Consider the following 25,866-nt stretch of genomic DNA (forward strand, 5'->3'; position numbering starts at 1 on the left):
GGCAGGCGCCGGCGATGTCCATCGCATGAGCCGTGCCTTGCCCAACGACGTCCTCCACCAACTCGAAGACATTCTCGCCAGCCGCTACGTCTCGCGGCGCGCGGAGATTCTGGAGCGCGTCACCGACCTGTTCGTCTTCGGTTCGGGCAAGTTCAACGAAGAGCATGTCGATCTGTTCGACCACGTGCTGTTCAAGCTGCTCGACAACGTCGCCATTGCGGCGCGGGCGCAGCTCGGCAGCCGGCTCGCGGGGCTGCCCGACGCACCGCTACGCCTGCTCCGACTGCTCGCGAGCGACGAGACGATCGCGGTGGCAGGTCCCGTGCTGCGCCAGAGCGATCGGCTCGACGAGGAGACCCTGGTCGCGACCGCGCAGACCCGGGGCCAGGAGCATCTGCTCGCGATCTCCGACCGCAAGATCCTGACCGAGTCCGTCACCGATGTTCTGGTCGATCGCGGCAATCAGGCCGTGGTGTCGAACACCGCCAACAATGGCGGCGCGCGCTTTTCCGATCACGGCTTCTCCGGCCTGGTGACGAAGGCGTCCGACGATCCCAACCTCGCCTTGAAACTCTGGAGCCGGCCCGACAGTCCGCGCGAGGTGCTGGTGCGGCTGTTCGTCGAAGCCTCCGACGCGGTGCGCAGCCAGCTCGCCAGCGCCGACGCGGCGCGCGCCGAGATCGTCGAACGCGCCGTTGCGCAGGCATCGGACCAACTGCAGGCGGCAGCGCGGACGCGCTCGGCCGATTTCGTCACCGCCAAGGACTATGTCGAGCTGCTGCACGCGACCGGCCAGCTCCACGAGGCGCAACTGCACGGTTTCGCCAAGGAAGGCAGCTTCGACAAGGTCACGCTGGCGCTGGCGCTGATGTGCAAGCTGCCGCTCGACGTGGTCGAGCGCGCCTTCGTGCGCAAGCAGCCGGACCAGCTCCTGGTGCTCGCCAAGGCGCTGGACCTGTCCTGGGTCACGACCACGACGCTACTGTTCATGCAGGCCAACGCGAGCGGCAGCGCGCGCCCGCAGCTCGATCAGCATCTGGCGAGCTTCTCGCAGATGCAGCCGCGAACCGCTCAGAGCACGTTGCAGTCGTATCGCACGCGGCAGCGCGCAGCCGATTAGCAAACAACACAGTCTCATGAAAAACCCCGCGGCTCACGCCGCGGGGTCTTTATTCGTCAGGACAATTGCTCCGCTCAGTGCGCGAGGATCGCCAGCAGCAGCAAGGCCACGATGTTGGTGATCTTGATCATCGGGTTCACCGCGGGGCCCGCCGTGTCCTTGTAGGGATCGCCGACCGTATCACCCGTCACGGCCGCCTTGTGGGCGTCCGAGCCCTTGCCGCCGAAGTGGCCGTCCTCGATGTACTTCTTGGCGTTGTCCCAGGCGCCGCCGCCCGAGGTCATCGAGATCGCCACGAACAGGCCGGTGACGATGACGCCGAGCAGCATGGCGCCGACGGCGGAGAACGCCGCCGACTTACCGGCCGCGCCGCCGCCCGCGATCGCGTAGATCAGGAAGTAGACGACGATCGGCGACAGCACCGGCAGCAGCGAGGGGATGATCATCTCCTTGATCGCCGCCTTGGTCAGCAGGTCGACAGCCTTGCCGTAGTCCGGCTTGTCGGTGCCCTGCATGATGCCCGGCTTCTCGCGGAACTGCCGGCGCACCTCCTCGACGATCGCGCCGGCGGCACGGCCGACCGCGGTCATGCCCATCGCGCCGAACAGATATGGCAGCAGGCCGCCGAACAGCAGGCCAACCACGACGTAGGGGTTGTTCAGCGAGAAGTCCGGCTTGATGCCGGCGAAGTAAGGATGCTTCGCGGAGTCGGCGATGAAGAACTGCAGGTCCTGGTTATAGGCCGCAAACAGCACCAGCGCGCCGAGACCGGCGGAGCCGATCGCGTAGCCCTTGGTGACCGCCTTGGTGGTGTTGCCGACCGCGTCGAGCGCGTCGGTCGACTTGCGGACCTCCTTCGGCAGGCCGGCCATTTCGGCAATGCCGCCGGCATTGTCCGTGACTGGACCGAAGGCGTCGAGCGCGACGATCATGCCGGCCAGCGCCAGCATCGTCGTGGTCGCGATCGCGATGCCGAACAGGCCGGCGAGGCTGTAGGTGACCAGGATGCCGGCGATGATCACGATCGCGGGCAGCGCGGTCGATTCCATCGAGATCGCGAGGCCCTGGATCACGTTGGTGCCGTGACCCGTGACCGAGGCCGAAGCGATCGACTTCACCGGGCGGAAGTCGGTGCCGGTGTAGTATTCGGTGATCCAGATGATCAGGCCGGTCACGACGAGGCCGACGACACCACAGACGAACAGCGCGGTGCCGGTGTAGTCGACGCCATCGAGCTTGCCGAAGCCGATCAGCCACGCAATGGCAATCGCGACGCCGGCGAGCGAGAGCACGCCGGTCGCGATCAGGCCCTTGTACAGCGCGCCCATGATCGACTGGCTGGCGCCGAGCTTGACGAAGAAGGTGCCGGCGATCGAGGTGATGATGCAGATGCCGCCGATGGCGAGCGGCAGGGTCATCATGTTGGCGAGCAGCGATGACTTGGCGAAGAAGATCGCAGCCAGCACCATGGTAGCGACCGCGGTCACCGCGTAGGTCTCGAACAGGTCGGCGGCCATGCCGGCGCAGTCACCGACGTTGTCGCCGACGTTGTCGGCGATGGTCGCGGGGTTGCGCGGATCGTCCTCAGGAATGCCGGCTTCGACCTTGCCGACGAGGTCACCGCCGACGTCGGCGCCCTTGGTGAAGATGCCGCCGCCGAGACGGGCGAAGATCGAGATCAGCGATGCGCCGAAGCCGAGCGCGACCAGCGCGTCGATCACGGTGCGGCTGTCGGGCGCGAGCTTCATGAAGCCGGTGAGAACGCCGAAGTAGATCGTGACGCCGAGCAGCGCCAGACCCGCGACGAGCAGACCGGTGATGGCGCCGGCCTTGAAGGCGAGCTCGAGGCCGCCTGCGAGCGAGGTGGTCGCAGCCTGCGCGGTGCGGACGTTGGCGCGCACCGACACGTTCATGCCGATGAAGCCGGCGGCGCCGGAGAGGATCGCGCCGATCGCAAAGCCGACCGCCACGAGCATGCCGAGGAAATACGCAAGGAGCACGAAGATCACGACGCCGACGATTCCGATCGTCGTATATTGGCGGCGGAGATAGGCCTGCGCGCCCTCACGCACGGCCGCCGCAATTTCCTGCATGCGCGCATTGCCGGCGTCCGCACCCAGGACCGATGAAGTGGCCCAGATCGCATAGACGATCGACAGCGCTCCGCAGAGCACGATCACCCATAAAGCTGACATTTAGTTTCCTCGGCTCTTTGCTTTTTTGAACTACGTCACGCCGCGATGGTGCGACGCACGCCCCCTATCAGGCCGCTCCGGGCGGAGCCGCCTCGAACATCATGAAGCTTGCCAAAATCGCCATGATGACGCAACGCCGCGACGCCTGAACCGCTCCAAATTCAGACGCTTCTTTGGTCGCATTGTGCGGTGCAAATAGGTGTCAGAAGTGGCTGAAGGACAAACGCGTCAGTGTGACGGGACGGCCCTGCCCGTCCAGGAAGCGCGGGGCTCGCGCCCCTTCGACGATGGCGCCGATGTCCGTGACGGCAACGCCCGCCGTCTCGGCTGCAGCACGGAACGCTGCGCATCGCGCTGCGGGAACAGTGCAGAGGATCTCGTAATCGTCGCCGCCCGAGATCATGCTTTCAAGCTGCGCGGCCCCGACAGCAAGCAGCTTCGCCGCTGCCGGCGATCGTGGAATGTGGGACAGCGCGATGTCGGCGCTCACGGAAGAGGCGGCGCAGAGCTTGGTCAGGTCGCCTGCGAGGCCATCAGAGACGTCCATCGAGGCGGTCGCACAGTCTCTCACGGCCGCCGCCAGTGCATTGCGCGGCTGCGGCGTGCGATAACGACCGATCAGCATATCCCGCGCGGCGGGATCGTCGGCCAGCGCCGTAGCCTCGGCTGTGCCCGTCAGCATGCGCAGACCGAGCGCGGCATCACCGATCGTCCCGGTGACCATGACCCGGTCGCCGGGACGCGCGCCGAAGCGATGCACCATCCGGCCCCTGGGCACCCGCCCCCAGGCCGCAATCGAGATCATCACGGGACCGGGCGTCGACACGGTGTCGCCGCCGAGCAGCGGACAGCCGAACGCGGCGGCGTCCTCGCCGAGGCCACGCGCGAACTGCGTCAGCCAGGCGTCGTCCTTCTCGCGCAGCGCGAGCGTCAGGACGAAGCCAGCGGGCACGGCGCCCTTGGCGGCGAGATCGGACAGGTTCACCCGCAGCGCCTTGCGCGCGATGGTGTCGGGGGGATCGTCGGCGAGATAATGGACGCCTTCGACGATGGCGTCGGTCTTGACGACGATGTCGTCCCCATCGGCGGGAATGATCGCAGCGTCGTCGACGAGACCGAACGCGCCGGGGTCGGTCGCCAGCGGCTTGAAATAGCGGGCAATGAGGGAGTCTTCGCCGGAGGGGTTTTGGGTCACAGCCCCCCTCCCCGCTCTCCGCTGTCATCGCCCGGCTTGCCGCCTTCGCTAAAGCTTCGGCGCGCCCTTGCATTCGTCGCCGCGCCGGAGCCGATAGACGAAGGCGGGACCGGGCGATCCAGTACGCCGCGCTCGTCTCTGGAATGCTGGATCACCCGCTTTCGCGGGTGATGACAGTCGAGGAAAGACACTGGCATCGCACCGGTTCGCAGCGATCGTGCTCCGGCGCCCCCCATCGCTACTTCGGCCCCATCTCGTCGCCGCGGTATTGCCGGGCGAGTTGCTCCAGCACGGCGTTGACCATGCCGGTCTCGTCGCGCTCGACGAAGGCATGGGCGATGTCGACATATTCGGACACGACGACCTTGGCCGGCACGTCCTTGCGCCGCTCCAGCTCATAGGCGCCGGCGCGCAGCACGGCGCGCAGGATCGCCTCGATCCGCTGCAGCGGCCAGCCGCGCTCCAGCGCCGCGTCGAGCACCGGATCGATCTTGGTCTGGTCGCGCACCACGCCGGAGACGATGTCACGGAAGAAGGCAGCCTCCGCCGGCAGATACTGCTCGCCCTCGACCTCGTTGCCGAGCCAATGGCTCTCGAACTCGGCCAGCACGTCGTTGATGCCGGCGCCAGCAATGTCCATCTGGTAGAGCGCCTGGACGGCGGCGAGCCGCGCCGCGCCACGGCGGTTGGCCTTGCGGTCGTTGTTGGCGCGGACCGGGCCCTTGAACGGTCTGTTGCTGCTCTCGGCCATGTCAGCCTCGCGCCAGACGGCGTTTGATGCGCAGCACGGCAAGCGCGGCGCGGGCGGCATCACCGCCCTTGTTCATCTCGGAGAGGCGGGCGCGCGCCCACGCCTGGTCCTCGTTGTTGACGGTGAGGATGCCGTTGCCGAGCGGCAGGCCGCGCGCCACCGACAGATCCATCAGGGCTCGCGAGGACTCCTGCGACACGATCTCGAAATGGATGGTGTCGCCGCGGATGACGCAGCCGAGCGCGATCGCCGCATCATAAGGCTTGCCGTTCTTGGCGGCAGCATCGAGCGCAATGGCAATAGTCGCCGGAATCTCCAACGAGCCGGTGACGGTGAGAACATCATAGCCCACGCCCGCCGCCTTCAGCTCGGCGGTGGCGCCCTCCAGCAGGGCGTCCTGGAGGTCGTCGTAGAAGCGGGCCTCGACGATCAGCGCCCGGGCGCCGGAGATGTCGGTCTGGTCTTTGAGCGGCGCGCGCCGTGCGTCTGCCATGGTTCTGTTTCCATTGTCTTCAGGTGCCTCGCCCCAAGGGAGCGGCGATCCGGCCGCGTCGCGAAGGGCGAGATGAAATCGGCCTCATGCCGCGAGACGACACATCGGCGCCTCCTCGCCACGAGGGCTGGCCTTGTAGGCGCGGGCGCCCGCAAAGCCAAGACGGAAAGCCCCCTTCGAGGCTACTTCATTTCCGTGAGGCGCGCGGCATAGCGCGCCATCAGGTCGACCTCGAGATTGACCTCGCCGCCGGCCTGCCAGGACGACAGCGTCGTGACCGACAGCGTATGCGGAATGATCAGCACCGAGAAGGCCAGTTCGTCGACCGTGTTGACCGTGAGCGAGACGCCGTCGAGGGTGACTGAGCCCTTGGTGGCGATGAAGCGCGCCAGATCCCGCGTTGTCTTCAGCACGAACCGCGCCATATCCGGCAGGTCGTCGCGGCTGACGATGGTCGCGATGCCGTCGACATGGCCTGCGACGATGTGGCCACCGAGCTCGTCGCCGATCTTCAGGGCCCGCTCGAGGTTCAGCTTTGTGCCGACGCGCCAGTGCTTGGCCGTGGTCAGTGCCAGCGTCTCTGCTGCGGCGTCGACCTCGAACCAGGTCTTCCCATCGGTGACGCCGGACTGCACGACCGTGAGGCAGACGCCATTGTTGGCGATGGATGCGCCATCGGCGATGCTGGCCTGGTCATAATGGCAGGCAATGCGCAGCCGGTGCAGCTTGCCCTCGGTCCGCGGCGTCAGGCTGGCGATCTCGCCGATGTCGGTGACGATGCCGGTAAACATTACGCGCGCTCGTAAATCGTAAGGGTGTCGGGATCGAGCGTTTCGCTAGCACGAACGCGATAGGCCGGCGACTGCGTGATTGCGGTCAGCGGCAATGCGTCCAGCGCAGCGATGCCGTCGGCCCCGATCTCGCCGGGACCGCGCAGCAGCCAGATTTCATCGACCAGGCCACTCGCCATGAAGGATGAGGCGACGCGGCTGCCGCCCTCGATCATCAGGCGGGTGATGCCCTTCTCAGCCAGCGCCTTGAGCACGGCGGGGGGCTCCAGCGCCGAGGGCTCGGCCTGCGGCGGCACGCGGATCACCTGGGCACCGGCAGCACCGAGCTTGGTCGCCGCCGCGGGCTCGGCAAGCGCTGACGCGACCATCCAGAGCGGCGTGGTTCGCGCTGATTGCACCAAACGGCTGGTCATGGGCAGCCGCAACATCGGATCGAGCACCACGCGTACCGGCGAGCGGGCCTCCATGCCGGGCAGCCGGCAGGTCAGCAGCGGATCATCGGCGATCGCGGTGCGCACGCCGATCAGGATCGCGTCACTCTGGGCACGCAACACATGCACGCGCGTCCGCGCCGCCTCGCCGGTGATCGCGACCGGCTTGTTGCCCGCGGCTGCAATCTTGTCGTCGGCCGAGACGGCAAGCTTCAGGATCACATGCGGCCGGCCATCGCGGATGCGCCGGAAATGGCCAGCATGGTCGCGCTTGGCGTCCGCCGAGCAGAGGCCGACTTCAACCTGGATACCGGCAGCGCGGAGCTTGGCATGCCCCTGCCCTGCGACCTCCGGATTGGGATCCTCGATCGCCGACACGACGCGGCTGATTCCGGCTGCGATGACGGCGTCCACGCAAGGCGGCGACTTGCCGAAATGCGAGCATGGCTCCAGCGTCACATAGAGTGTGGCGCCCTTCGCGGCCTTGCCGGCGCGATTCAAGGCCTCGGGCTCGCCATGAGGGCGTCCACCGGGCTGGGTCCAGCCGCGGCCGATGATGACGCCGTCCTTGACCACGACGGCGCCGACCGCCGGGTTAGGCCAGGTCCGCCCCTGCCCGCGACGGCCGAGCGACAGCGCGAGCTGCATGAAGCGGCGGTCGGCGTCCTTCTGCGCCTTCAGCTTCTCGCCGACCTGATCGACCAGGACCCGGAAGATCATTTGCGGACCGGCGCCAGCCGCGGCGTCTCGTCCTCGGCCGAGAGCTCGCCGAGCACGGCCTCGAAGTCCTTGGCCTCCCGGAAATTGCGGTACACCGAGGCGAAGCGGACATAAGCGACGTCGTCGAGATCGCGCAGATGCTCCATCACGATCTCGCCGATCGCCTCCGAGGACACCTCGGACTCGCCGCCGCTCTCGAGCTCGCGCACGATCGCCGAGACCATCTTCTCGACCCTTTCAGGATCGACCGAGCGCTTGCGCAGCGAGATCTGCACCGAGCGCATCAGCTTGTCGCGATCGAACGGCACGCGGCGGCCATTGCGCTTGATGACGGTGAGTTCGCGCAGCTGCACCCGCTCGAAGGTCGTGAAGCGGAAGTTGCAGGTGACGCAGACCCGCCGCCGCCGGATCACCGAGGAATCCTCGGTGGGGCGGGAGTCCTTCACCTGCGTATCGAGGCTGTTGCAGCTCGGGCAGCGCATCGTGGCTTCAAGCCTTACTGATAGATCGGGAACCGGTCGGTCAGCGCCTTCACCTTCGCCTTGACCGCAGCTTCCACCAGCGGCGCGCTGCCGTCCGGCGCCTGCGCGATCGCGTTCAGCACCTCGGCGATCAGGCTGCCGACCTGCTGGAATTCAGCGACGCCGAAGCCACGGGTGGTCGCGGCCGGCGTACCGAGTCGCAGGCCGGAGGTGACGAACGGCTTCTCGGGGTCGAACGGAATGCCGTTCTTGTTGCAGGTGATGCCGGCGCGGACCAGCGCCTTCTCCGAGACGTTGCCCTTCAGGCTCTTCGGCCGGAGGTCGACCAGCATCAGATGGTTGTCGGTGCCGCCGGAGACGATGTCGAAGCCCTGGGCGCGCAGCGATTCCGCCAGCGCCTTCGCGTTCTCGACGATGTTCTTCGCGTAGACCTTGAACTCGGGCCGCAGCGCCTCGGCAAAGGCCACCGCCTTGGCCGCGATCACGTGCATCAGCGGGCCGCCCTGCAGGCCCGGGAAGATCGCCGAGTTGAATTTCTTGGTGAACTGCTCGTCGTTCCACAGGATGAGGCCGCCGCGCGGACCGCGCAGCGACTTGTGCGTGGTGGTCGTGGTGACGTGAGCGTAGGGCACCGGGGAGGCATGGACGCCACCCGCAACGAGACCGGCGAAGTGCGCCATGTCGACCAGCAGATAGGCGCCGACGCTGTCGGCGATCTCGCGGAAGCGCTTGAAATCCCACGGGCGCGAATAGGCGCTGCCGCCAGCGATGATCAGCTTCGGCTTGACCTCCTCGGCCTGCCTGGCGACCGCATCCATGTCGATCAGGTGGTCGTCGCGGCGCACGGTGTAGTGCGCGGCCTTGAACCACTTGCCGGACATGTTGACCGGCGAACCGTGGGTCAGATGGCCGCCGGCGGCGAGGTCGAGGCCCATGAAGGTGTCGCCGGGCTGCAGCAGCGCCAGGAACACCGCCTGGTTCATCTGGCTGCCCGAGTTCGGCTGGACGTTGGCGAAATTGGCACCGAACAGCTTCTTGGCGCGGTCGATCGCGAGGTTCTCGGCGACGTCGACCCATTCGCAGCCGCCATAATAGCGCGCGCCCGGGTAGCCCTCGGCATACTTGTTGGTCATCACCGAGCCCTGGGCTTCCAGGACCGCGCGGCTGACGATGTTCTCCGAAGCGATCAGCTCGATCTCGTGTCGTTGTCGACCGAGTTCACCCTTGATGGCGGCAGCGATCTCGGGATCGGCCTCGGCCAGGGTGGCGGAGAAGAAGGAATCGACTGACGAGGCGGGCTTGGCGCTGGAAGCGGTCATCGGCGGAATATCTCCACGTCCGCAAGGCCTTGGGCGGCCGGCGGTCGGTTCAGTGAAGGCGGTCGGAAAAGACCCCTGCCCTTACCATACGGGCGGCGGCAGGCCAAGGGACAGACCAAGCGGTTGCGGGTCAAACCGGATATTTGCGCCAGATATGGTGGACGGCCGCTGGAGCAAGCCCCCTGCTCAGGCCCCGCCACAGGAGTGCCAGCTTTCCGACATCTGCCAGGTTTTCTTGGTCCGGAGATTGGTCGCCTTGTAGATTCGTCCCCGGTCATCGCCGGGCGGGCATTTCTTCGGCTTCCAGACGGTGCAGAGCCGCACGGGATCGCCCAGTTTGGAATGCGCGACGGCGGCATTCCATGCCGAGTCGATCTGCTCGGCGCCGTTCTGGTACAGCACGTGGACGCCCTGATCCATTATGGGCTCACCATACTCGTCGAGCTTCTCGCCGAGCTTGAACGGGGTCGGCGACAGCGGCTCATCGAACCGACCAGCAATTTTCGTGATCGTCGTCTCCGCGCAGGCTGCAACTCTGGCCAGCGCTTCTCGACTGTTCGGTCCCTTCTGGGGCCAGACCGTCTCAGCCATGCTCCTCGTGGGCAGACTCAGCTCGCCGCACGCGAAGGCCAAGAGTCCCACCGTGGCAATAACTCGGGACACCAAACGCATCGATCCCCCAAAAATAAACAACCTGCATGAAACCTGACGGTCTCATACAGGTTGTCGGTATCATGAGGCAAGCGCGCGAGCCATCGCGCGCCGATGACATCAGAGGCCGGTGTAGCCGGCCTTCACCGGATCGACGCGGCCGTCGAGCTGGCGCAGGTAGGTCAGGCCGCACACCGTGAGACGATGCGGGTCACGCTCGCCGGCTTCGAACAAGGTCTGGATGTAGGCGCTGACCTTGCGCCGCGCTTCCTCGCTGGCCGCCGCGGTGCGGTTCGCCAGCAGGTCGTAGGTATGCATGATCCGATCGATGGCAGCTTCCATATCATCCCCTCTTGATGGTCAGGCCGCAGAGGCCATCTCGAACATCGAGATCGCCTTGTTCGCGAGTCTGAGCTTGTTGAATTCTCCGCGGTGAATCAGCTGTACGATCATGTCGACGAGCTGCTCGTTCGGCGTGATGGTATCCGTCATCGCCCCCGACAACCGCAGGTAGTTGGCCGCGATCGCATAGGCGTCGCTCACCAGCTCCACGTTCATGACCTGCATTCCGTAATCGTGCAGCATCACCCGACCTCCGCGGGAGACAAGTCCGAGGAGGCGATATTGGTTCCAGTTCGGAGTGGATGTTTTTCGCAACAGCGAACGAAGTGAGCCACGACAAAAGAAAAAAGCGCCGGCCCCAGCAGGGGCCGACGCAAGGTCGAACTCAGAGGATCGAGGGCTGTCCGGTCTTGGCTCTCGATGTCTGAGGCCGGATCAGCCGAAACGATGAAGCCGGCTCAGAGACGATACAGGATCTGGTCGGTCCAGAACCGCTCGAGGCGGTGCAGCGACTTGTTGAGCGTTGAGAACTCCTCGCTCGAAATGCCGCCGACCTGCTCCACGGTCTTGACGTGCTTCTGATACAGCGAGTCGACGATGCGGCGGATCTCCTGGCCCTGGGGGGTCAGGCGGATGCGGACCGAGCGGCGATCGACGCGCGAGCGCTGGTGATCAAGGAAGCCGAGCTCGACGAGCTTCTTCAGGTTGTAGGAGACGTTGGAGCCGAGATAGTAGCCGCGCGTGCGCAGCTCGCCCGCGGTCAGCTCCTTGTCGCCGATGTTATAGAGCAGCAGCGCCTGGACCGAATTGATGTCGGAACGACCACGGCGGTCGAACTCGTCCTTGATGACGTCGAGCAGGCGGCGATGCAGCCGCTCCACCAGCGTCAGAGCTTCCAGATAGAGCGACTGGACGGTGCCGCCCTGGCCCGGCGCAGCAGTCTCCACGGCCGTCGCAACGGCTTTCATCATGACACTTCCCCTGTCGTCGTTTTTGTCGACTTATTCGACGAAACTTTTGTCCCGTCTGATAGAACGAACTTAAGGGGCGTGCTTTGAAGATCGCCTTAAATAAGAGCATAAAGAGAGAATGAATCGCGGAGAGTGAATCCTCTTTTAATCCAGTGATTACAGGGGCTTTTGCAAGGGTCCGTTGACGGACGACGGGCAATGTTCGCGCTCTGTTTCACCCCCTGTCACATTCCAAAACAGGTGCAGTTCCCACCGCTAAGGTCTGTGTAACGGCTGTGGCAGGCGCTCTTAAGGTGTTCGAAACATTACTTGCATCGCGCTGAGAGGATTTACAGCGTGCAACGAATTTTCCTCACCACCTACGGTGGCCGCTCGCGGGCCGCCATCCAGGCCAGCACGAGGTAGGCGGCGAGCATGATCGCCTCGCCCGCGACCACCAGCAGATTGCCGCCATAGATGCCGGGGAACATCAGCTCGATGACCGCCATCGACACGACCGTGGTGAGCCACACCACCGCGCCCCACGGCGTCGCCAGCCACAGGCCGACCGCGGCGACGAGTTCGATCACCGCGAAATAGACCGTCGCCGCCTGCCAGGCCATCGCCTGGTTCTCGAACGCGTCGTCCTCGCCGCCGATGAAGCCGGTCACCTGGGCCCAATGATAAAGGCCCTTGGCGATCGAGAGCATGGCCATGACCCGCAGGAACAGCACCAGCCGCCGCGTCCAGACATTATCGTCGCTCTCGCGCCGATCCGAGGACATGGCGGCAATCGACATGGCGGCGTTGTCACGCGCCAGATCTCGCGCCGAGGGAATCTCAGCCATGGCAGCTCGAGCAGAACAGGCAGGTCGTCATTAGGGCCTCTCAAGACCAGGAGCATGGCGATTCTTGGCCGGCCGGCACCGTGAAATCAACCGGGCCGGAAATCAACCGGGCCGCTTGCGTCAGGTCAAGTGACGGGCGGCGGCCGAAGTGCTACAGATTGTTGGAATTACAACAAATCAAATCCTCCGGCTCGCCGGCCAGCTCAAGGAGCCAGCACCCCATGGCGATCAAATTCGGGCGCCCGATCGACCTGCGCGACACCGCGCGCAACCCGGCCACTGCACCGACACCGGCGCTCGATCTCACCATCCGCCCCCGCCGCAACCGCAAGGCCGAGTGGGCGCGTCGGCTGGTGCGGGAGAACGTGCTCACGACGGACGATCTGATCTGGCCCCTGTTCGTGGTGCAGGGCGATCGGACCCGCAGCACGGTCGCATCGATGCCGGGCGTGGAACGGCTCAGCGTCGACGAGATCGTCCGCGATGCCGAACGCGCCGCCAAGCTCGACATCCCCTGCATCGCCCTGTTCCCCTACACCGAGCCGTCGCTGCGCGACGAGCACGGCTCCGAGGCCTGCAACCCGGACAATCTGGTTTGCCAGGCGGTGCGCGCGATCAAGAAGGAGTTTCCGGAGATCGGCGTGCTCTGCGACGTCGCGCTCGATCCGTTCACCAGCCACGGCCATGACGGCTTGATCCGGGACGGCCGCATCCTCAACGACGAGACGGTCGCGGTGCTGGTGCGCCAGGCCCTCGTGCAGGCCGAGGCCGGTTGCGACATCATCGCGCCGTCGGACATGATGGACGGCCGGGTCGGCGCGATCCGCCAGGCGCTGGATCAGGCCGGCTTCCTCGACGTGCAGATCATGGCCTATGCGGCCAAATATGCCTCCGCCTTCTACGGCCCGTTCCGCGACGCGATCGGCTCGGCCAAGACGCTCACCGGCGACAAGCGCACCTACCAGATGGACAGCGCCAACTCCGACGAGGCGTTGCGCGAGGTCGAGCTCGACATCGCCGAGGGCGCCGACATGGTGATGGTGAAGCCGGGCATGCCCTATCTCGACGTCGTCAGGCGCGTGAAGGACACCTTCAGCATGCCGACCTTCGCCTATCAGGTGTCGGGCGAATACGCGATGATCGCGGCGGCCGCCAACAATGGCTGGATCGACGGCGACCGGGCGATGATGGAGAGCCTGCTCGCCTTCAAGCGCGCCGGCGCCGACGGTGTGCTCACCTATTTCGCCCCGCAGGCTGCCGAGCGGCTGCGGCAGCAGCGCTGAGCGGGCGCCTCGGGATCTGGGTCTGCGGCGGTCTTCCGGGCGCGCCGACTATGCGCGCGCGCCGGCTTACAAGCGGGCTTGCAAATCGCGAAATCGCCGGAAATTTGCCGCGCCCCATGCACGAACGGCTCTTGCAAGCGGAAGTGGGGTTCCCATGTCCTCTGAGCCAATCCGGAGGGCAGATTCATGGCGTATATGGGTTCAGGCGATAGCAATGGCGGTGCCGGTGCCCGGCCGCACGCCTACGACCCCTATCAGCAGCCGGAATTGTTTCGCGGTGTGCTGACGCGGCGGATGATTGCATTCCTGATCGATCTCTTGGTGCTCTCCGTCCCGGTGATCCTGGCGGTGATCTTCATCGCCGTGTTCGGCCTGGTCACGCTGGGCCTCGGCTGGGCGTTGTTCTGGCTGGTGTCGCCGGCCTCGGTGATCTGGGCGATCGTCTACTACGGCGCCACGATCGGCGGCCCGAGCTCGGCGACGATCGGCATGCGGGTGATGGATCTGGAGCTCCGGACCTGGTACGGCGCGCCGGGCTACTTTGTGCTCGGTGCCGTGCATGCGGTCTGCTTCTGGATCTCGGTCTCGGTGTTGTCGCCGCTCGTGCTGCTGATCGGACTGTTCAACGGCCGCCGCCGGCTGCTGCACGACTTCGTGCTCGGCACCGTCGTGATCAACACGTCGGTGCGCTCGCAGCTGGTTGAACCGGCTCGCACGTGATGAGACGTCAGGTGGCGCAGCAAAAGCGATTGACCGGCCGCCTCCGGAGCGCAATTCTGTTGATGATCGCCTCGGAGGCTCACGACGTTCCTTGACCCAGCATTCGCGTGACACCCCGCAATTCTACCTGACCGCGCCATCGCCCTGCCCGTATCTGCCGGGCCGGCAGGAGCGCAAGGTGTTCACGCATCTGGTCGGCGACAAGGCGACCGATCTCAACGACCTCCTGACCCATGGCGGCTTCCGCCGCAGCCAGTCGATCGCCTACCGGCCGGCCTGCGACCAGTGCCGCGCCTGCGTGTCCGTCCGCGTGATCGCCAACGAATTCCGCCCCTCGCGCAACTTCCGCAAGGTGCTCGCGCGCAATTCCGATCTGGTCGGCGAGCAGCGCAGCGCGGTGCCGACGTCGGAGCAATATTCGATCTTCCGCGGCTATCTCGATCAGCGCCATCGCCATGGCGGCATGGCCGACATGACGGTGCTCGATTACGCAATGATGGTCGAGGACAGCCATGTCGAGACGCGAATCATCGAGTACCGCCGCCGCAATCTGAGCAACGGTCCGAACGCCCGCGGTGGCGAGCTGGTCGCGGTGGCGCTGACGGACGTGCTCAGCGACGGCCTGTCGATGGTGTACTCGTTCTTCGACCCGTCGGAGACCACGCGCTCGCTCGGCACCTTCATGATCCTCGACCACATCGCCCGGGCGCGGCGGCAGGGCCTGCCCTACGTCTATCTCGGCTACTGGATCGAGGGCTCGAAAAAGATGGACTACAAGAGCCGCTATCTGCCGCAGCAGCGGCTCGCGGCGGCCGGATGGCTCCGCGTGGATGCCGAGGGCGACACCGCGCCGGAGCCGCAGGAATGAAGAAGCGAATGGCGAATAGGGAGTAGCGAATAGGGATTTGAACGACCGCTATTCGCTACTCCCTATTCGCTACTCGCCTCCATCAACCTATCGCCAGATCCCACACCAGCTTGGCATTGAGCGCGATGATCACCACCGCGATCAGGCTCGCAATCGCCGTCAGCCAGCGCGGCGCCACGAACTGCCCCATCTTGGCGCGGCTCGCGGTGAGCAGCACCAGCGGCACGATGGCGAACGGCAGTTGCAGGCTGAGCACGACCTGACTGAGGATCAGGAGCTGCCCGGTCGCCTTCTCGCCGGCCCAGATCGTCACCACCACCGCCGGCACGATCGCGATCATGCGCGTGATCAGCCGGCGCAGCCAGGGCGCGATCCGCCAGTGGAGGAAGCCTTCCATCACGATCTGGCCGGACAGGGTCGCGGTGATCGTCGAGTTCAGGCCGCAACACAACAGCGCGATTGCAAACAGCGTCGGTGCCAGCGTCGATCCCAGGAGCGGCGCCAGGAAGGAATGCGCCTGGTCGAGCTCGGCCACGTCGCGCTGTCCGGTACGGTGGAACGTTGCCGCCGCCAGGATCAGGATCGAGGCGTTGATCGTCAGCGCCAGGCACAGCGCGATGGTGGAATCGATCGTGGAAAGCGTGATCGCCTCGCGCTTGTCCTCCGGGCTGTCGCCGTAGCCGCGCGTCTGGACCAGGCCCGAATGGAGATACAAATTGTGCGGCATCACGGTCGCGCCGAGAATGCCGAGCGCCAGATAGAGCATCTCCGGATTGGCGATCAGCTGACCGCTGGGCACGAAGCCCTTCACCACCTCGGCCCAGTCGGGCTCGGCCATCGCGATCTGGATCGCGAAGCACAGCGCGATGATGCCGAGCAGCGCGACCACGAAGGCCTCGATCCAGCGAAAGCCGAACGCCTGCAGCGCCAGGATCAGGAAGACATCGAGCGCGGTGACGCAGACGCCGATCGACAGCGGCAGCCCGAACAGCAGGCTGAGACCGATCGCTGTGCCGATCACCTCGGCGAGATCGGTGGCGGTGATCGCGATCTCCGCCGACAGCCACAGCGGCACCGAGACCCAGCGCGGGGTGGAGTCGCGACAGGCCTGGGCGAGGTCGCGGCCGGTGGCGACGCCGAGCCGCGTGCAGAGCGACTGCAGCACGATCGCCATCAGGTTGGACAGCAGCGCGACCGAGAGCAGGACGTAGCCGAATTTGGAACCGCCGGCGAGCGACGTCGCCCAATTGCCGGGGTCCATATAGCCGACGGCGACAAGGTAACCGGGTCCGAGAAAGGCCAGCAGCTTCCGCCAGAGCGACCCTTTTGTTGCGGTTCGTACCGTCGCGAACATGTCGCCGAGCGACGGATCGCCGCGCTCGCCGCGCCAGCCTGCGTTCATCAGGCGGTCGCTCGGCGGAACCATGGCGTGCAGTTGCGAAAGGTCTGACGATTTTGCGTCCATGGCATCATCCTGGACGAAACCGAGCTTTAATGCAACTTATTTGCAAGTGCGTCTCCCGCCTATGGCTGCGCCTCGCAGAGAGGCTAGAAATCCTCCGATACCGCTTCATCATCGCGAGAGCCTGTTGCTGCCGATTCGCGCGCGGCCCTCGCGGCGTGCCGCCGGCGACGGGTGCCACTGCCCCACTGACGGGATCCAACATGCTCTCCCCCAACTCGGTCTCCGACCGGTCACGAACGCGCCCGTGCCCTGCAAGATCTGTGACGGTCCTGCCTCTCTCTACGGCGTGGTCGACATGAACCGCCCCTGCCAGACGGCCCATGCACATCGCCCGCCGCTGGCCGGCGTGCCGATCTACTACCGGCGCTGCTCGGATTGCGGCTTCCTGTTTACGGACGCCTTCGACGACTGGGGCATCGAGCAGTTCAAGACCCACATTTACAACGACGGCTACGAAGCCGTGGATCCAGACTATCGGATCAAGCGGCCAACCGACAATGCGGCGGCCGTGGCCCGCTTCTGGGCGCCGCACAAGGCCGGGATGCGGGTGCTCGACTTCGGCGGCGGCAACGACCTGTTCTGCACCGGCCTGCGCGCTCAAGGCTTTGCCGAAGCGGTCACCTATGATCCGATGGTGGCCGAGCACGCGACCCGCCCCGATCGCAAGTTCGATCTCGTGACCTGCTTCGAGACCCTCGAGCACGTGCCCGATCCGCTGGCGACGATCGGAGCCATGGCGGCCTGCGTGGCCGAGCCCGGCGCGGTGTTCTACTCCACATTGACCCAGCCGGACGATTTCGACAGCCAGGGCATGTCCTGGTGGTACGTCGCGCCGCGCAACGGCCACATCTCGATCTACACCCAGCATGCGCTGGCGCTGGCCTGGCACCGGTTCGGCTTCAAGACGGCGCCGCTGAATGCGGGCACGCATCTGGCGTTCCGCACGCTGCCTCCGGAATGGGGATTGGCCGAGGCACCGACCGCGGCATAGGCCGTCCGCCGCGCGAGGGGCGATGCAGGAGATCAGGAAGCGGGTGGGCGCAAGGAGGCGGCGCAGTGATGATGGCCGCATCATCACAACAGGTTCCTGTTCATGTCTCCCTCCGCCCTGCCCGCCGCCTTCCACCGCCTCGCCTGGTCCAACCTCACCGCGCAATCGGCCGAGCAGATCGCGCTCGCCGCAGCACCGATCGTCGCGGTGCTCGCGCTCGGTGTCGGCGAGGGCGAGACCGGGTTGCTGCAGACGGCGCTGACCGCGCCCTTCGTGCTGTTCGCGATCCCTGCGGGGCTGCTCGCCGACCGGATGCCGAGACGGCTGCTGATGGCCATGGCCGAGACGCTTCGCGCGCTGGCGCTGCTCGCGATCCTCATCGCCTTGGCGGCCGGCGTGCTCACGCTGCCGCTGCTGGCGGCGCTCGGATTCGCAGCGGTGTGCGGCACGGTCGTGTTCAGCGTCGCCGCGCCGGCCGTGGTGCCGAGCCTCGTCGCCCCGGCCCAGTTGGCGCCTGCCAATGCGCGCATCGAGCTTGCCCGCACCATCGCCTTTGCGGCGGGGCCTGCGCTCGGCGGCGTGCTGGTCGGCTGGATCGGCGGCGCGCCCGCCTTCGGCTGCGCCGCGGCGCTCTCGCTGGTCGCAGCCATCTGCCTGGCCGGCATCGCCGAGCCCGCTCGCGCGCCCGTGCCGCGCCGCCATCCGCTCGCCGACATCAGGGAAGGCGCCGCCTTCGTGCTGCATCATCCGTTGCTGCGGCCGGTGTTCGTGACCCAATTCATCTTCAACACGGCGCATTTCCTGCTGCTCGCGGTGTTCGTGCCCTATGCCGTGCACCGGCTTGGCCTGTCGGCGGGAGGCGTCGGCACGGTGTTGTCGATGTTCGGCATCGGCATGGTGTGCGGCGCGCTGCTGGCGACGCGCATCATGCGGCTTCTGCCGTTCGGCACCGTCATCGGGCTCGGCCCCGTCACCGGCTTCACCGCAGCGCTGGTGATGGCGCTCACCACGGTCGTCCCTTCGCCTCTCCTGGCCGCGCTCAGCTTCTTCCTGCTCGGCGCCGGGCCGATCCTCTGGGTGATCTCGACCACGACGCTGCGGCAGTCGGTGACGCCGGCCGGCCTGCTCGGGCGGGTCTCGGCCATCAACATCCTGAGCTACGGCGCCCGTCCGCTGGGCTCGCTGCTCGGCGCGGTCGTCGGCGGCCGCTACGGCGCCGACATCTGTCTCTACCTCGTCGCCGCCATCTTCGGCCTGCAGGCGCTCGTCATCCTCGCCTCGCCGGTCGTCGCGATCGCGCGCCAGCCGGAGCCGCAGCCCGCCTAGCGATAGACCAGGATCGGCACGGTCGAATGCGTCAGCACCTTCAAGGTCTCGCTGCCCAGGATCGCCGACACGCCGCGCAGCCCGTGCGAAGCCATCAGCACCAGATCGCAATGCTGCTTGCGCGCGGTCTCGACGATCGCCTCATAGGGCTTGTCGTGCTCGACGCACAGCGTGGCGCAGGCCACGCCGGCCTGCTCGGCATCGTCCTTCACATGATCGAGATATTTCGCGGTCTGATCGGCCACCAACGACTTGTATTGCGCGAGCGCCTTGGTCGCAGCGTGGGGATCGACGACCAGCGAATGCAGCGGCGTCGACACCACCAGCGCCGTGACCTTGGCGCCGGTCGCCTTGGCGAGCGCGATGCCGTGCTTGATCGCGGCCTTGGACAGATCGGAGCCATCGGTCGGCAGCAGAATATGTTTGTACATGAGCTTTCATCTCCCGGCGGAGAATGCTGGGCAGACTCGCTTCTGCTGGGCATTGACGTGGGTCAAGGGTGCGACATCTCGTCCGCCAGGTAGTTCTCGTAGGCCCGCGTGGCCGAGGCGCTGCCGGCAATGTCCGGATCCAGCGTGAACAGATCCTGCGCGCGGCCGATGCCGCGCAGCGCGTAGCGCCCGGTCGACACCAGATAGCGCCGACCTTCGCCGTCGAGCCCCTCGCAGAATTCGGAGGATGCCAACAGTTCGCGATCGACCGAGCGGCACATCGAGGCGATGCGGCTGACCTCGTTGACGGCCGGTCCCACGACGGTGAAGTCGAGCCGGTCCTCGCTGCCGATATTGCCGTAGAACACCTCACCGACATGCAGGCCGACATAGGCCGAGGTGACAGGCCGTCCCTCGCCGGCGCGCCGTGCGTTCAGCTTCAGGATGTTCAGCCGAAAGCGATGCTCGGCGCGCAGCGCGGCGTGACGGGCCGAGGCCATGTCGCCGCCGGTGAAGATCGCCAGCACGCCATCGCCGATCAGCTTCAGCACGTCGCCACCGGACTCGTAGATCGCGTCGATCGACGCCTCCGCATAGTCGTTGAGCAGCGGGATGATCTCGTCCGGCGAGATGCTCTCGCTGATCGCGGTCGAGCTGCGCAGGTCGGAGAACCACAGCACGGCATTGATGCGCTCGGTGACACCGCGGGAGATGCGGCCGCGCAGCACCTGCTCCGACGCATCGCGGCCGAGATAGACGCGGCCAAGGGTTCGCACGATGTCGACCTGCTGCGCGGATTTGATCGTCAGCGCGAGCAGCGGGACAAGGTCGCGCAATGCGCCGACCTGCGTGTCGGTGAAGCCGCCGTCACGCCGCGTCAGCCAGTTCGAATAGAAGCAGTCCATCTGGCCGAGCGTGCCGGCTTCACCGAACCGGTGCACGAAGGCGAGATAGTGCCGATGCCCCTGTGCGGTAAGCTCCTCGATGATCGGAAAATCGAGATGCGCACAATTCAGGAAGTCGATGCTGAACTCGTCATGGCCGTTCTCCAGCATGTGGTGGAAGACCGAGCGCCGCCAGTTCTGTGCCGCCTCTCCCTCATTGCTGGAGCCATATTCGAAGCTGTCGGCCTCGTTCGTGTCGAAATCGTTCCAGCGGAAGCCACGCCCCTCGAAGATCGGATGCAGCGTGTCGATGATCGCGAGGCTGCGTGACAATTCGAGTCCGGCCGCGCGGCAGCGCTCGCAGAAGCCGCGCAGGATCTCGTTTTCCGGCATGCCGGTCAGGCTCTGAGCCACGAGCCAGTTCGCCACTTCGAGACGGGTCGCCGTATCCATGGTTTCAACTCACCAACGCGTCACGATCCGGAAAGCTTCAGCCAGGCCGGCTCACCACCTCGCCGTCCTCCTTGGTGAAGGAGGAGACGGGATGATCGAGCAGGTCGAGCACGAGTTCGGACGGGCGGCAGAGCCGCGCGCCCTTGCTGGTCACCACGATCGGCCGGTTGATCAGGATGGGGTGCGCGAGCATCGCCTCGATCAGCTGGTCGTCGGTCCATTTGGGATCGCCCAGCCCAAGCTCGGCATAGGGCGTTCCCTTTTCGCGCAGCACGTCGCGCACCTTGACGCCCATCGCGTTGATCAGCGCGATCAGCTGCTCGCGGCTCGGCGGCGTCTTCAGATATTCGATCACCTCGGGCTCCTCACCCGAGGCGCGGATCATTGCGAGCGTGTTGCGCGACGTGCCGCAGGCGGGATTGTGGAAGATCGTCACGGGCATGGGCTGTCCAGTCGTTGCGTGCCGAGGGCACATTCGCGTACTGCTCACACCACGTCGGCGGGAGCGAGCTTGCAGGCGCAGCCATCGGCCTCGATCTGCAGGGTGGGATGCTGGATATTGAAGCGATGGGACAGCTCAGCGCAGACGCGATGCAGGAAGGCATCATCCGTTCCGCCTGCCCTTACCAGATGCGCCGTCAACGCGGTCTCGTTGGTGCTCATCGCCCAGACGTGGAGGTCGTGCACCTCGCTGACGCCGTCGAGGGAGGCGAGATAATCGCGTACCGCCGGCAGGGCGATGTCGCGCGGCACGGCGTCGAGCGCCAGATTGACGCTGTCGCGGGCGAGATCCCAGCCGCTCAGGAGCACCACGAGCGCGATGATCAGGCTGACCACCGGGTCGCCCCACAGCCATCCGGTCCAGATCGTCACCAGCGCCGCGATGACCACGCCGAACGACACGGCGGCGTCGGCGGCCATGTGCAGGTAGGCGCCGCGAATATTGAGGTCGGTGTCGCGGCCACGCATGAACAGCATCGCGGTGGCGCCGTTGATGACGATGCCGAGCGCAGCCACCCACAGCACGGTCGTGCCGGCGACCTCGTCCGGATTGCGCAGGCGGTCGAAGGCCTCGACGGCGATGCCGCCGACCACGAGCAGCAGCAGGCCGGCATTGATCAGCGCGGCCAGGATCGAGGCGCGGCGATAGCCATAGGTGTGGCGGTCGGTCGGCCGCCGGCCCGACAGCCACAGCGCGCCCCAGGCCAGGAGCAGCGACATCACGTCGGAGAGATTGTGGACGGCGTCCGAGATCAGCGCCAGCGAATGCGCGGCATAGCCGAAGATGAGCTCGGCGATGACGAAGGCCGTGTTGAGCGACACGCCGATCGCGAACGCCGTGCCGAAGCTGGCGGGCGCGTGGCTGTGGCCGGCGTGGCCATGGGCGTGCGGGGAGCCATGATCATGGGAATGATCATGGTCGGGATGATGAGAATGCGAGTGCGCCATCCAACATGTCTCCGGGCGATCGCGCACCTCGCGATCGCCCGCTGTCTGATATAGACGGCCGCCGGACGGATACTATTACGTCGCTACTCGATCGGCCGGTTGAACTTGTTCGACTTCGGCAGGCCCTGCGCGATGCGGCCGGCATCGGCGCGGTTGCCACGGTAGTCGGCCAATTCCTTCCAGCTCAGGCCCTGGTCGCGGCCGGCGGAATCCTTCCAGGCGAGCCCCTGCTTCTGCTCGAACGTCGTGACGTCGGACAGCTGCGCGCTGGTGTATTTCTGCAGCCGGACGCCGCGGCCACGCGCCATCTCCGGCACCTGGTCGAGCCCAAACACCACCATCTTGTGGTTGGTGCCGATGACCGCGACCTGATCGCCCTGGACGGTGGTGATCGCGCGCGCTTCCGCCGGTGCGGTCACGTTCAGCACCTGCTTGCCCTTGCGGGTGTTGCTGACGCAATCCTCTTCCTTGACGATGAAGCCCTGGCCGTCGGACGCCGCCACCAGGAACCTGCGCTCGCCCTTGGTGACGAACATCGACACGATCGAGGCATCCTGGTCGAGATCGATGAACATGCGGATCGGCTCGCCATGGCCGCGGCCGCCGGGCAGCTTGCCGACGTCGAGCGAGTAGAACTTGCCGTTGCTCGCAAACAGCAGCACCTTGGACGTATTCTCGGCAAAGAACGCCTGGCCGAGCTGGTCGTCGGTCTTGAACTGCAGGTTCGACAGATCGGCGACGTGGCCCTTCAGCGTGCGCACCCAGCCCTTGTCCGAGACGACGACCGTGACCGGCTCGCGCTCGATGAAGGCCTCCTCGATCGCGGCGAGGTCATGCTCCGGCGCGTCGGCAAAATTGGTGCGGCGCTTGCCGAGCGGCGTCTTCGGCCCGAACAGGTCGCGGACCGTCTTGACCTGCTCGCCGACCTTGGCCCATTGCAGTTGCTCAGAACCGAGCAGCGCATTGATGCCCTTGAGCTCGCCGCGCAGGTTCTTGTCCTCGGTGCGGATCTCCATTTCCTCGAGCTTGCGCAAGCTACGCAGGCGCATGTTGAGGATGGCCTCGGCCTGCACCTCGGTGAGCTTGAAGGTCTTCATCAGGACCGGCTTCGGCTCGTCCTCGGTGCGGATGATCCGGATCACCTCGTCGATGTTGAGATAGGCGATCAGATAGCCGCCGAGGATCTCCAGCCGGTTCTCTATCTGCTTCTTGCGGTAGTTCGAGCGGCGCAGCAGCACGTCGCGCAGATGATCGAGCCATTCGCGCAGGCACTCGGCGAGACCCACCACCTTCGGGATCTTGCCCTTGATCAGCACGTTGAGGTTCAGCGGAATCTTGCTCTCGAGATCGGTGAGCCGGAACAGCGATTCCATCATCAGCGCCGGATCGACGTTCTTCGACTTCGGCTCGATCACGAGCCGCACGTCCTCGGCGGATTCGTCGCGGACGTCGCCGACCAGCGGCAGCTTCTTCTCGTTGAGCAGCTCGGCGATCTTCTCGACCAGGCGCGACTTCTGCACGAGATAGGGAATCTCGGTGATGACGACGATCCAGGTGCCGCGGTTGCCCTCCTCCTGCTTCCACTTGGCGCGGACGCGGAACGAGCCGCGGCCGGTGGTGTAGGCCTCGATGATCGATTCCTTTGAATCGATCACGGTGCCGCCGGTCGGGAAGTCCGGGCCCTTCACCCAGCGCAGCAGCGCGCGCGACTTGGCGTCGGGCTTCTCGATCAGATGCAGCGCGGCGTCACACAGCTCGGCGGCGTTGTGCGGCGGGATCGAGGTCGCCATGCCCACCGCGATGCCCTGCGCGCCGTTGGCGAGCAGGTTCGGGAAGCCGCCGGGCAGCACCACCGGCTCCTTGGACTGGCCGTCATAGTTCGGCCGGAACTCGACGCCGTCCTCGTCGATGCCTTCGAGCAGCAGCCGCGCGACGTCGGTCATGCGCGCTTCGGTGTAGCGATAGGCCGCCGGATTATCGCCGTCGATGTTGCCGAAATTGCCCTGGCCGTCGACCAGCGGATAGCGCGAGGAAAAGTCCTGCGCGAGGCGGACCATCGCGTCGTAGATCGCCTGGTCGCCATGCGGATGGAACGAGCCCATCACGTCGCCGACGATCTTGGCGGACTTCTTGAACGCGGTGCCGGGATCGAGCCGCAGCAGCCGCATGCCGTAAAGGATGCGCCGGTGCACCGGCTTGAGGCCGTCGCGCGCGTCCGGCAACGCCCGGTGCATGATGGTCGAGAGCGCGTAGGCGAGATAGCGCTCCTCCAGCGCCTCGCGCAGCGCGACCTCGTGAATCTCCGCCGGCTCCGGCGGAATCAGTGATTTTCCCATTAGCGTTGAGCTTTCAGTGGGTTAGCCCAGGAGCTTGAGCTGAATTGAACGATTTGGGAACACGCTTTATGCGATGACGCGCCGGGGCGCAATGACGGCCCTGCCCGGTTCCAGGAGGAAAAACCGGGTGTCCGGCCGCGGAACCGCAAAGCAGCCCGCAAATCATGCAGGTCATGCGCCGCCGACGCATGCCGCTACGCTCAGGATTGGGCAGCCATCGCGCGTCCCGTTGAGATGCAACGATGTCGCACACGAGTCTGTGTTGCTGAGATCGTCACCCTCCGTCGCTAAGGTAGCAGCGGACATCCTTGGTTGCGTATCGACGCGACGAGGAGCGCCATCACGCCGCGCCTTGAACGCGGCAGATTCCATCCAGTGAGAAAGGCAGACATCCCATGAGCTCAGGATTCGTGACGACATCGGACGGCACGCAGATCTTCTACAAGGATTGGGGCTCGGGCCGGCCCATCGTCTTTCATCATGGCTGGCCATTGTCGTCCGACGATTGGGACGCGCAGATGCTGTTCTTCCTCGACAAGGGCTTTCGCGTCATCGCGCATGACCGCCGTGGCCATGGCCGCTCGAGCCAGACCGAGACCGGCAACGAGATGGACACCTACGCGGCCGACGTTGCGGCGCTCGCCGCCAAGCTCGACCTCAGGGACGCGGTTCACGTCGGTCACTCCACCGGCGGCGGCGAGGTCGCGCGCTACGTGGCGAAGCACGGCAAAGGCCGCGTCGCCAAGGCCGCCCTGCTCGGCGCGGTGCCGCCGGTCATGGTCAAGTCCGACAAGAACCCCGGCGGACTGCCGATCGAGGTGTTCGACGGCTTCCGCGCCGCGCTCGCCGCCAATCGCGCACAGTTCTTCCTCGATATTCCGACCGGCCCGTTCTACGGCTTCAACCGCGACGGCGCCAAGATCTCCGAAGGCGTGATCCGCAACTGGTGGCGCCAGGGCATGATGGGCGGCACCAAGGCACACTATGATTGCATCAAGGCGTTCTCGGAAACCGACTTCACCGAGGATCTCAAGGCGATCGACGTGCCGGTGCTGCTGATGCATGGCGAGGACGACCAGATCGTCCCGATCGACGACTCCGCGCGCATCGGCATCAAGCTGCTGAAGCATGGGACCTTGAAGACCTATCCCGGTTTCCCGCACGGCATGGCGACGACGCATGCCGACGTGATCAATGCGGACCTGCTGGCGTTCATCAAGGGGTAGCTCGCGCTCTGGTGAATGAGCAGCCGGAGGCCGGTGAGGCGACAGACCTCACGTCTTGCACGTCATGGTCGGGCTTGTCCCACGGCTGTCCGGTTCAAGACAGACTGGACATGGTGCATGGCGTGGATTCTTCTGCGGTCTTGAGC

At 65.9% G+C, this 25,866-nt stretch carries 26 protein-coding genes; 7 read left to right on the top strand and 19 right to left on the bottom strand.

Annotated features, from left to right (window positions below):
- Positions 1 to 37 precede the first annotated feature (37 nt).
- Complete coding sequence (locus QX010_RS20620) at positions 38 to 1,120, top strand: DUF2336 domain-containing protein (RefSeq protein WP_315805844.1); 1,083 nt, start codon at positions 38 to 40, stop codon at positions 1,118 to 1,120.
- 74 nt (positions 1,121 to 1,194) lie between these two features.
- Here QX010_RS20620 and QX010_RS20625 read toward each other — a convergent pair whose 3' ends face one another.
- The 13 genes from QX010_RS20625 to QX010_RS20685 form a co-directional block, all read right to left on the bottom strand.
- The gene (locus QX010_RS20625; protein WP_316181531.1) at positions 1,195 to 3,315 is read right to left on the bottom strand and encodes a sodium-translocating pyrophosphatase; all 2,121 of its coding nucleotides are present in this window, start codon (positions 3,313 to 3,315) and stop codon (positions 1,195 to 1,197) included.
- A gap of 202 nt (positions 3,316 to 3,517) precedes the next feature.
- Positions 3,518 to 4,510 carry a thiamine-phosphate kinase gene (gene thiL / locus QX010_RS20630; RefSeq protein WP_316181533.1) on the bottom strand — a complete coding sequence of 331 codons (993 nt, stop codon included), beginning with the start codon at positions 4,508 to 4,510 and terminating at the stop codon, positions 3,518 to 3,520.
- A 238-nt stretch (positions 4,511 to 4,748) separates the two neighbouring features.
- Positions 4,749 to 5,261 carry a transcription antitermination factor NusB gene (nusB, locus tag QX010_RS20635; protein WP_316181535.1) on the bottom strand — a complete coding sequence of 171 codons (513 nt, stop codon included), beginning with the start codon at positions 5,259 to 5,261 and terminating at the stop codon, positions 4,749 to 4,751.
- 1 nt (position 5,262) lies between these two features.
- Positions 5,263 to 5,754, bottom strand: coding sequence for a 6,7-dimethyl-8-ribityllumazine synthase (ribH, locus tag QX010_RS20640; RefSeq protein ID WP_316181537.1), 492 nt, complete (start codon positions 5,752 to 5,754; stop codon positions 5,263 to 5,265).
- Positions 5,755 to 5,936: 182 nt separating this feature from the next.
- On the bottom strand, positions 5,937 to 6,545 hold the full coding sequence (locus QX010_RS20645; RefSeq protein WP_315805827.1) for a riboflavin synthase: 609 nt from the start codon (positions 6,543 to 6,545) through the stop codon (positions 5,937 to 5,939).
- The gene (gene ribD, locus QX010_RS20650) at positions 6,545 to 7,696 is read right to left on the bottom strand and encodes a bifunctional diaminohydroxyphosphoribosylaminopyrimidine deaminase/5-amino-6-(5-phosphoribosylamino)uracil reductase RibD (RefSeq protein WP_316181539.1); all 1,152 of its coding nucleotides are present in this window, start codon (positions 7,694 to 7,696) and stop codon (positions 6,545 to 6,547) included. The genes QX010_RS20645 and ribD overlap by 1 nt, the downstream gene beginning before the upstream one ends.
- Entirely contained in the window at positions 7,693 to 8,178 is a 486-nt protein-coding gene (gene nrdR / locus QX010_RS20655) for a transcriptional regulator NrdR (RefSeq protein WP_011927287.1), read from the bottom strand. The genes ribD and nrdR overlap by 4 nt, the downstream gene beginning before the upstream one ends.
- 14 nt (positions 8,179 to 8,192) lie before the next feature.
- Positions 8,193 to 9,497 (bottom strand): serine hydroxymethyltransferase, encoded by a 1,305-nt coding sequence (gene glyA / locus QX010_RS20660; protein WP_316181541.1) that lies wholly within the window; start codon positions 9,495 to 9,497, stop codon positions 8,193 to 8,195.
- A 186-nt stretch (positions 9,498 to 9,683) separates the two neighbouring features.
- Positions 9,684 to 10,088: a hypothetical protein gene (locus QX010_RS20665; RefSeq protein WP_316181543.1), complete on the bottom strand. Its 405-nt coding sequence runs from the start codon at positions 10,086 to 10,088 to the stop codon at positions 9,684 to 9,686.
- A 180-nt stretch (positions 10,089 to 10,268) separates the two neighbouring features.
- A complete protein-coding gene (locus QX010_RS20670) occupies positions 10,269 to 10,490 on the bottom strand; it encodes a hypothetical protein (protein ID WP_006612770.1) in 222 nt (73 codons plus the stop codon).
- 18 nt (positions 10,491 to 10,508) lie between these two features.
- Complete coding sequence (locus QX010_RS20675; protein WP_315805831.1) at positions 10,509 to 10,733, bottom strand: hypothetical protein; 225 nt, start codon at positions 10,731 to 10,733, stop codon at positions 10,509 to 10,511.
- A 215-nt stretch (positions 10,734 to 10,948) separates the two neighbouring features.
- On the bottom strand, positions 10,949 to 11,461 hold the full coding sequence (gene ldtR, locus QX010_RS20680) for a transcriptional regulator LdtR (protein WP_008962376.1): 513 nt from the start codon (positions 11,459 to 11,461) through the stop codon (positions 10,949 to 10,951).
- A 359-nt stretch (positions 11,462 to 11,820) separates the two neighbouring features.
- Positions 11,821 to 12,288, bottom strand: coding sequence for a DUF6163 family protein (locus tag QX010_RS20685; protein WP_315711435.1), 468 nt, complete (start codon positions 12,286 to 12,288; stop codon positions 11,821 to 11,823).
- Positions 12,289 to 12,509: 221 nt separating this feature from the next.
- Between QX010_RS20685 and hemB the strand changes: the two genes are divergently transcribed.
- The 3 genes from hemB to QX010_RS20700 all read left to right on the top strand — a co-directional run bounded on the left by hemB (position 12,510) and on the right by QX010_RS20700 (position 15,159).
- Positions 12,510 to 13,571 (top strand): porphobilinogen synthase, encoded by a 1,062-nt coding sequence (hemB, locus tag QX010_RS20690; RefSeq protein ID WP_315805832.1) that lies wholly within the window; start codon positions 12,510 to 12,512, stop codon positions 13,569 to 13,571.
- A gap of 186 nt (positions 13,572 to 13,757) precedes the next feature.
- Positions 13,758 to 14,291 (top strand): RDD family protein, encoded by a 534-nt coding sequence (locus QX010_RS20695; RefSeq protein ID WP_315805833.1) that lies wholly within the window; start codon positions 13,758 to 13,760, stop codon positions 14,289 to 14,291.
- Positions 14,292 to 14,382: 91 nt separating this feature from the next.
- The gene (locus QX010_RS20700) at positions 14,383 to 15,159 is read left to right on the top strand and encodes an arginyltransferase (RefSeq protein ID WP_315720511.1); all 777 of its coding nucleotides are present in this window, start codon (positions 14,383 to 14,385) and stop codon (positions 15,157 to 15,159) included.
- A gap of 82 nt (positions 15,160 to 15,241) precedes the next feature.
- Here the strand turns inward: QX010_RS20700 and QX010_RS20705 are convergent, their stop codons facing one another.
- Positions 15,242 to 16,624, bottom strand: coding sequence for an Nramp family divalent metal transporter (locus QX010_RS20705; protein ID WP_316181545.1), 1,383 nt, complete (start codon positions 16,622 to 16,624; stop codon positions 15,242 to 15,244).
- Between the two features lie 244 nt (positions 16,625 to 16,868).
- Between QX010_RS20705 and QX010_RS20710 the strand changes: the two genes are divergently transcribed.
- Positions 16,869 to 17,615: a class I SAM-dependent methyltransferase gene (locus QX010_RS20710; RefSeq protein ID WP_316181547.1), complete on the top strand. Its 747-nt coding sequence runs from the start codon at positions 16,869 to 16,871 to the stop codon at positions 17,613 to 17,615.
- A 102-nt stretch (positions 17,616 to 17,717) separates the two neighbouring features.
- Positions 17,718 to 18,941 carry an MFS transporter gene (locus QX010_RS20715; protein WP_316181548.1) on the top strand — a complete coding sequence of 408 codons (1,224 nt, stop codon included), beginning with the start codon at positions 17,718 to 17,720 and terminating at the stop codon, positions 18,939 to 18,941.
- On the opposite strand, the gene QX010_RS20720 is transcribed toward QX010_RS20715, so the two are convergent.
- The 5 genes from QX010_RS20720 to parC form a co-directional block, all read right to left on the bottom strand.
- Positions 18,938 to 19,372 carry a universal stress protein gene (locus tag QX010_RS20720; RefSeq protein WP_315805837.1) on the bottom strand — a complete coding sequence of 145 codons (435 nt, stop codon included), beginning with the start codon at positions 19,370 to 19,372 and terminating at the stop codon, positions 18,938 to 18,940. The two genes, QX010_RS20715 and QX010_RS20720, sit on opposite strands and share 4 nt — an antisense overlap.
- Positions 19,373 to 19,434: 62 nt before the next feature.
- Entirely contained in the window at positions 19,435 to 20,709 is a 1,275-nt protein-coding gene (locus tag QX010_RS20725; protein ID WP_316181550.1) for an adenylate/guanylate cyclase domain-containing protein, read from the bottom strand.
- 37 nt (positions 20,710 to 20,746) lie between these two features.
- On the bottom strand, positions 20,747 to 21,151 hold the full coding sequence (arsC, locus tag QX010_RS20730; RefSeq protein WP_315805839.1) for an arsenate reductase (glutaredoxin): 405 nt from the start codon (positions 21,149 to 21,151) through the stop codon (positions 20,747 to 20,749).
- 44 nt (positions 21,152 to 21,195) lie between these two features.
- Positions 21,196 to 22,158 (bottom strand): cation diffusion facilitator family transporter, encoded by a 963-nt coding sequence (locus QX010_RS20735; RefSeq protein WP_316181553.1) that lies wholly within the window; start codon positions 22,156 to 22,158, stop codon positions 21,196 to 21,198.
- Between the two features lie 83 nt (positions 22,159 to 22,241).
- Complete coding sequence (parC, locus tag QX010_RS20740; protein ID WP_315805841.1) at positions 22,242 to 24,494, bottom strand: DNA topoisomerase IV subunit A; 2,253 nt, start codon at positions 24,492 to 24,494, stop codon at positions 22,242 to 22,244.
- 395 nt (positions 24,495 to 24,889) lie between these two features.
- Between parC and QX010_RS20745 the strand changes: the two genes are divergently transcribed.
- Positions 24,890 to 25,720 (top strand): alpha/beta hydrolase, encoded by an 831-nt coding sequence (locus QX010_RS20745; RefSeq protein ID WP_316181554.1) that lies wholly within the window; start codon positions 24,890 to 24,892, stop codon positions 25,718 to 25,720.
- Positions 25,721 to 25,866 lie beyond the last annotated feature (146 nt).

This window comes from Bradyrhizobium sp. SZCCHNRI1009, from assembly GCF_032487575.1.
GTDB lineage: Bacteria > Pseudomonadota > Alphaproteobacteria > Rhizobiales > Xanthobacteraceae > Bradyrhizobium.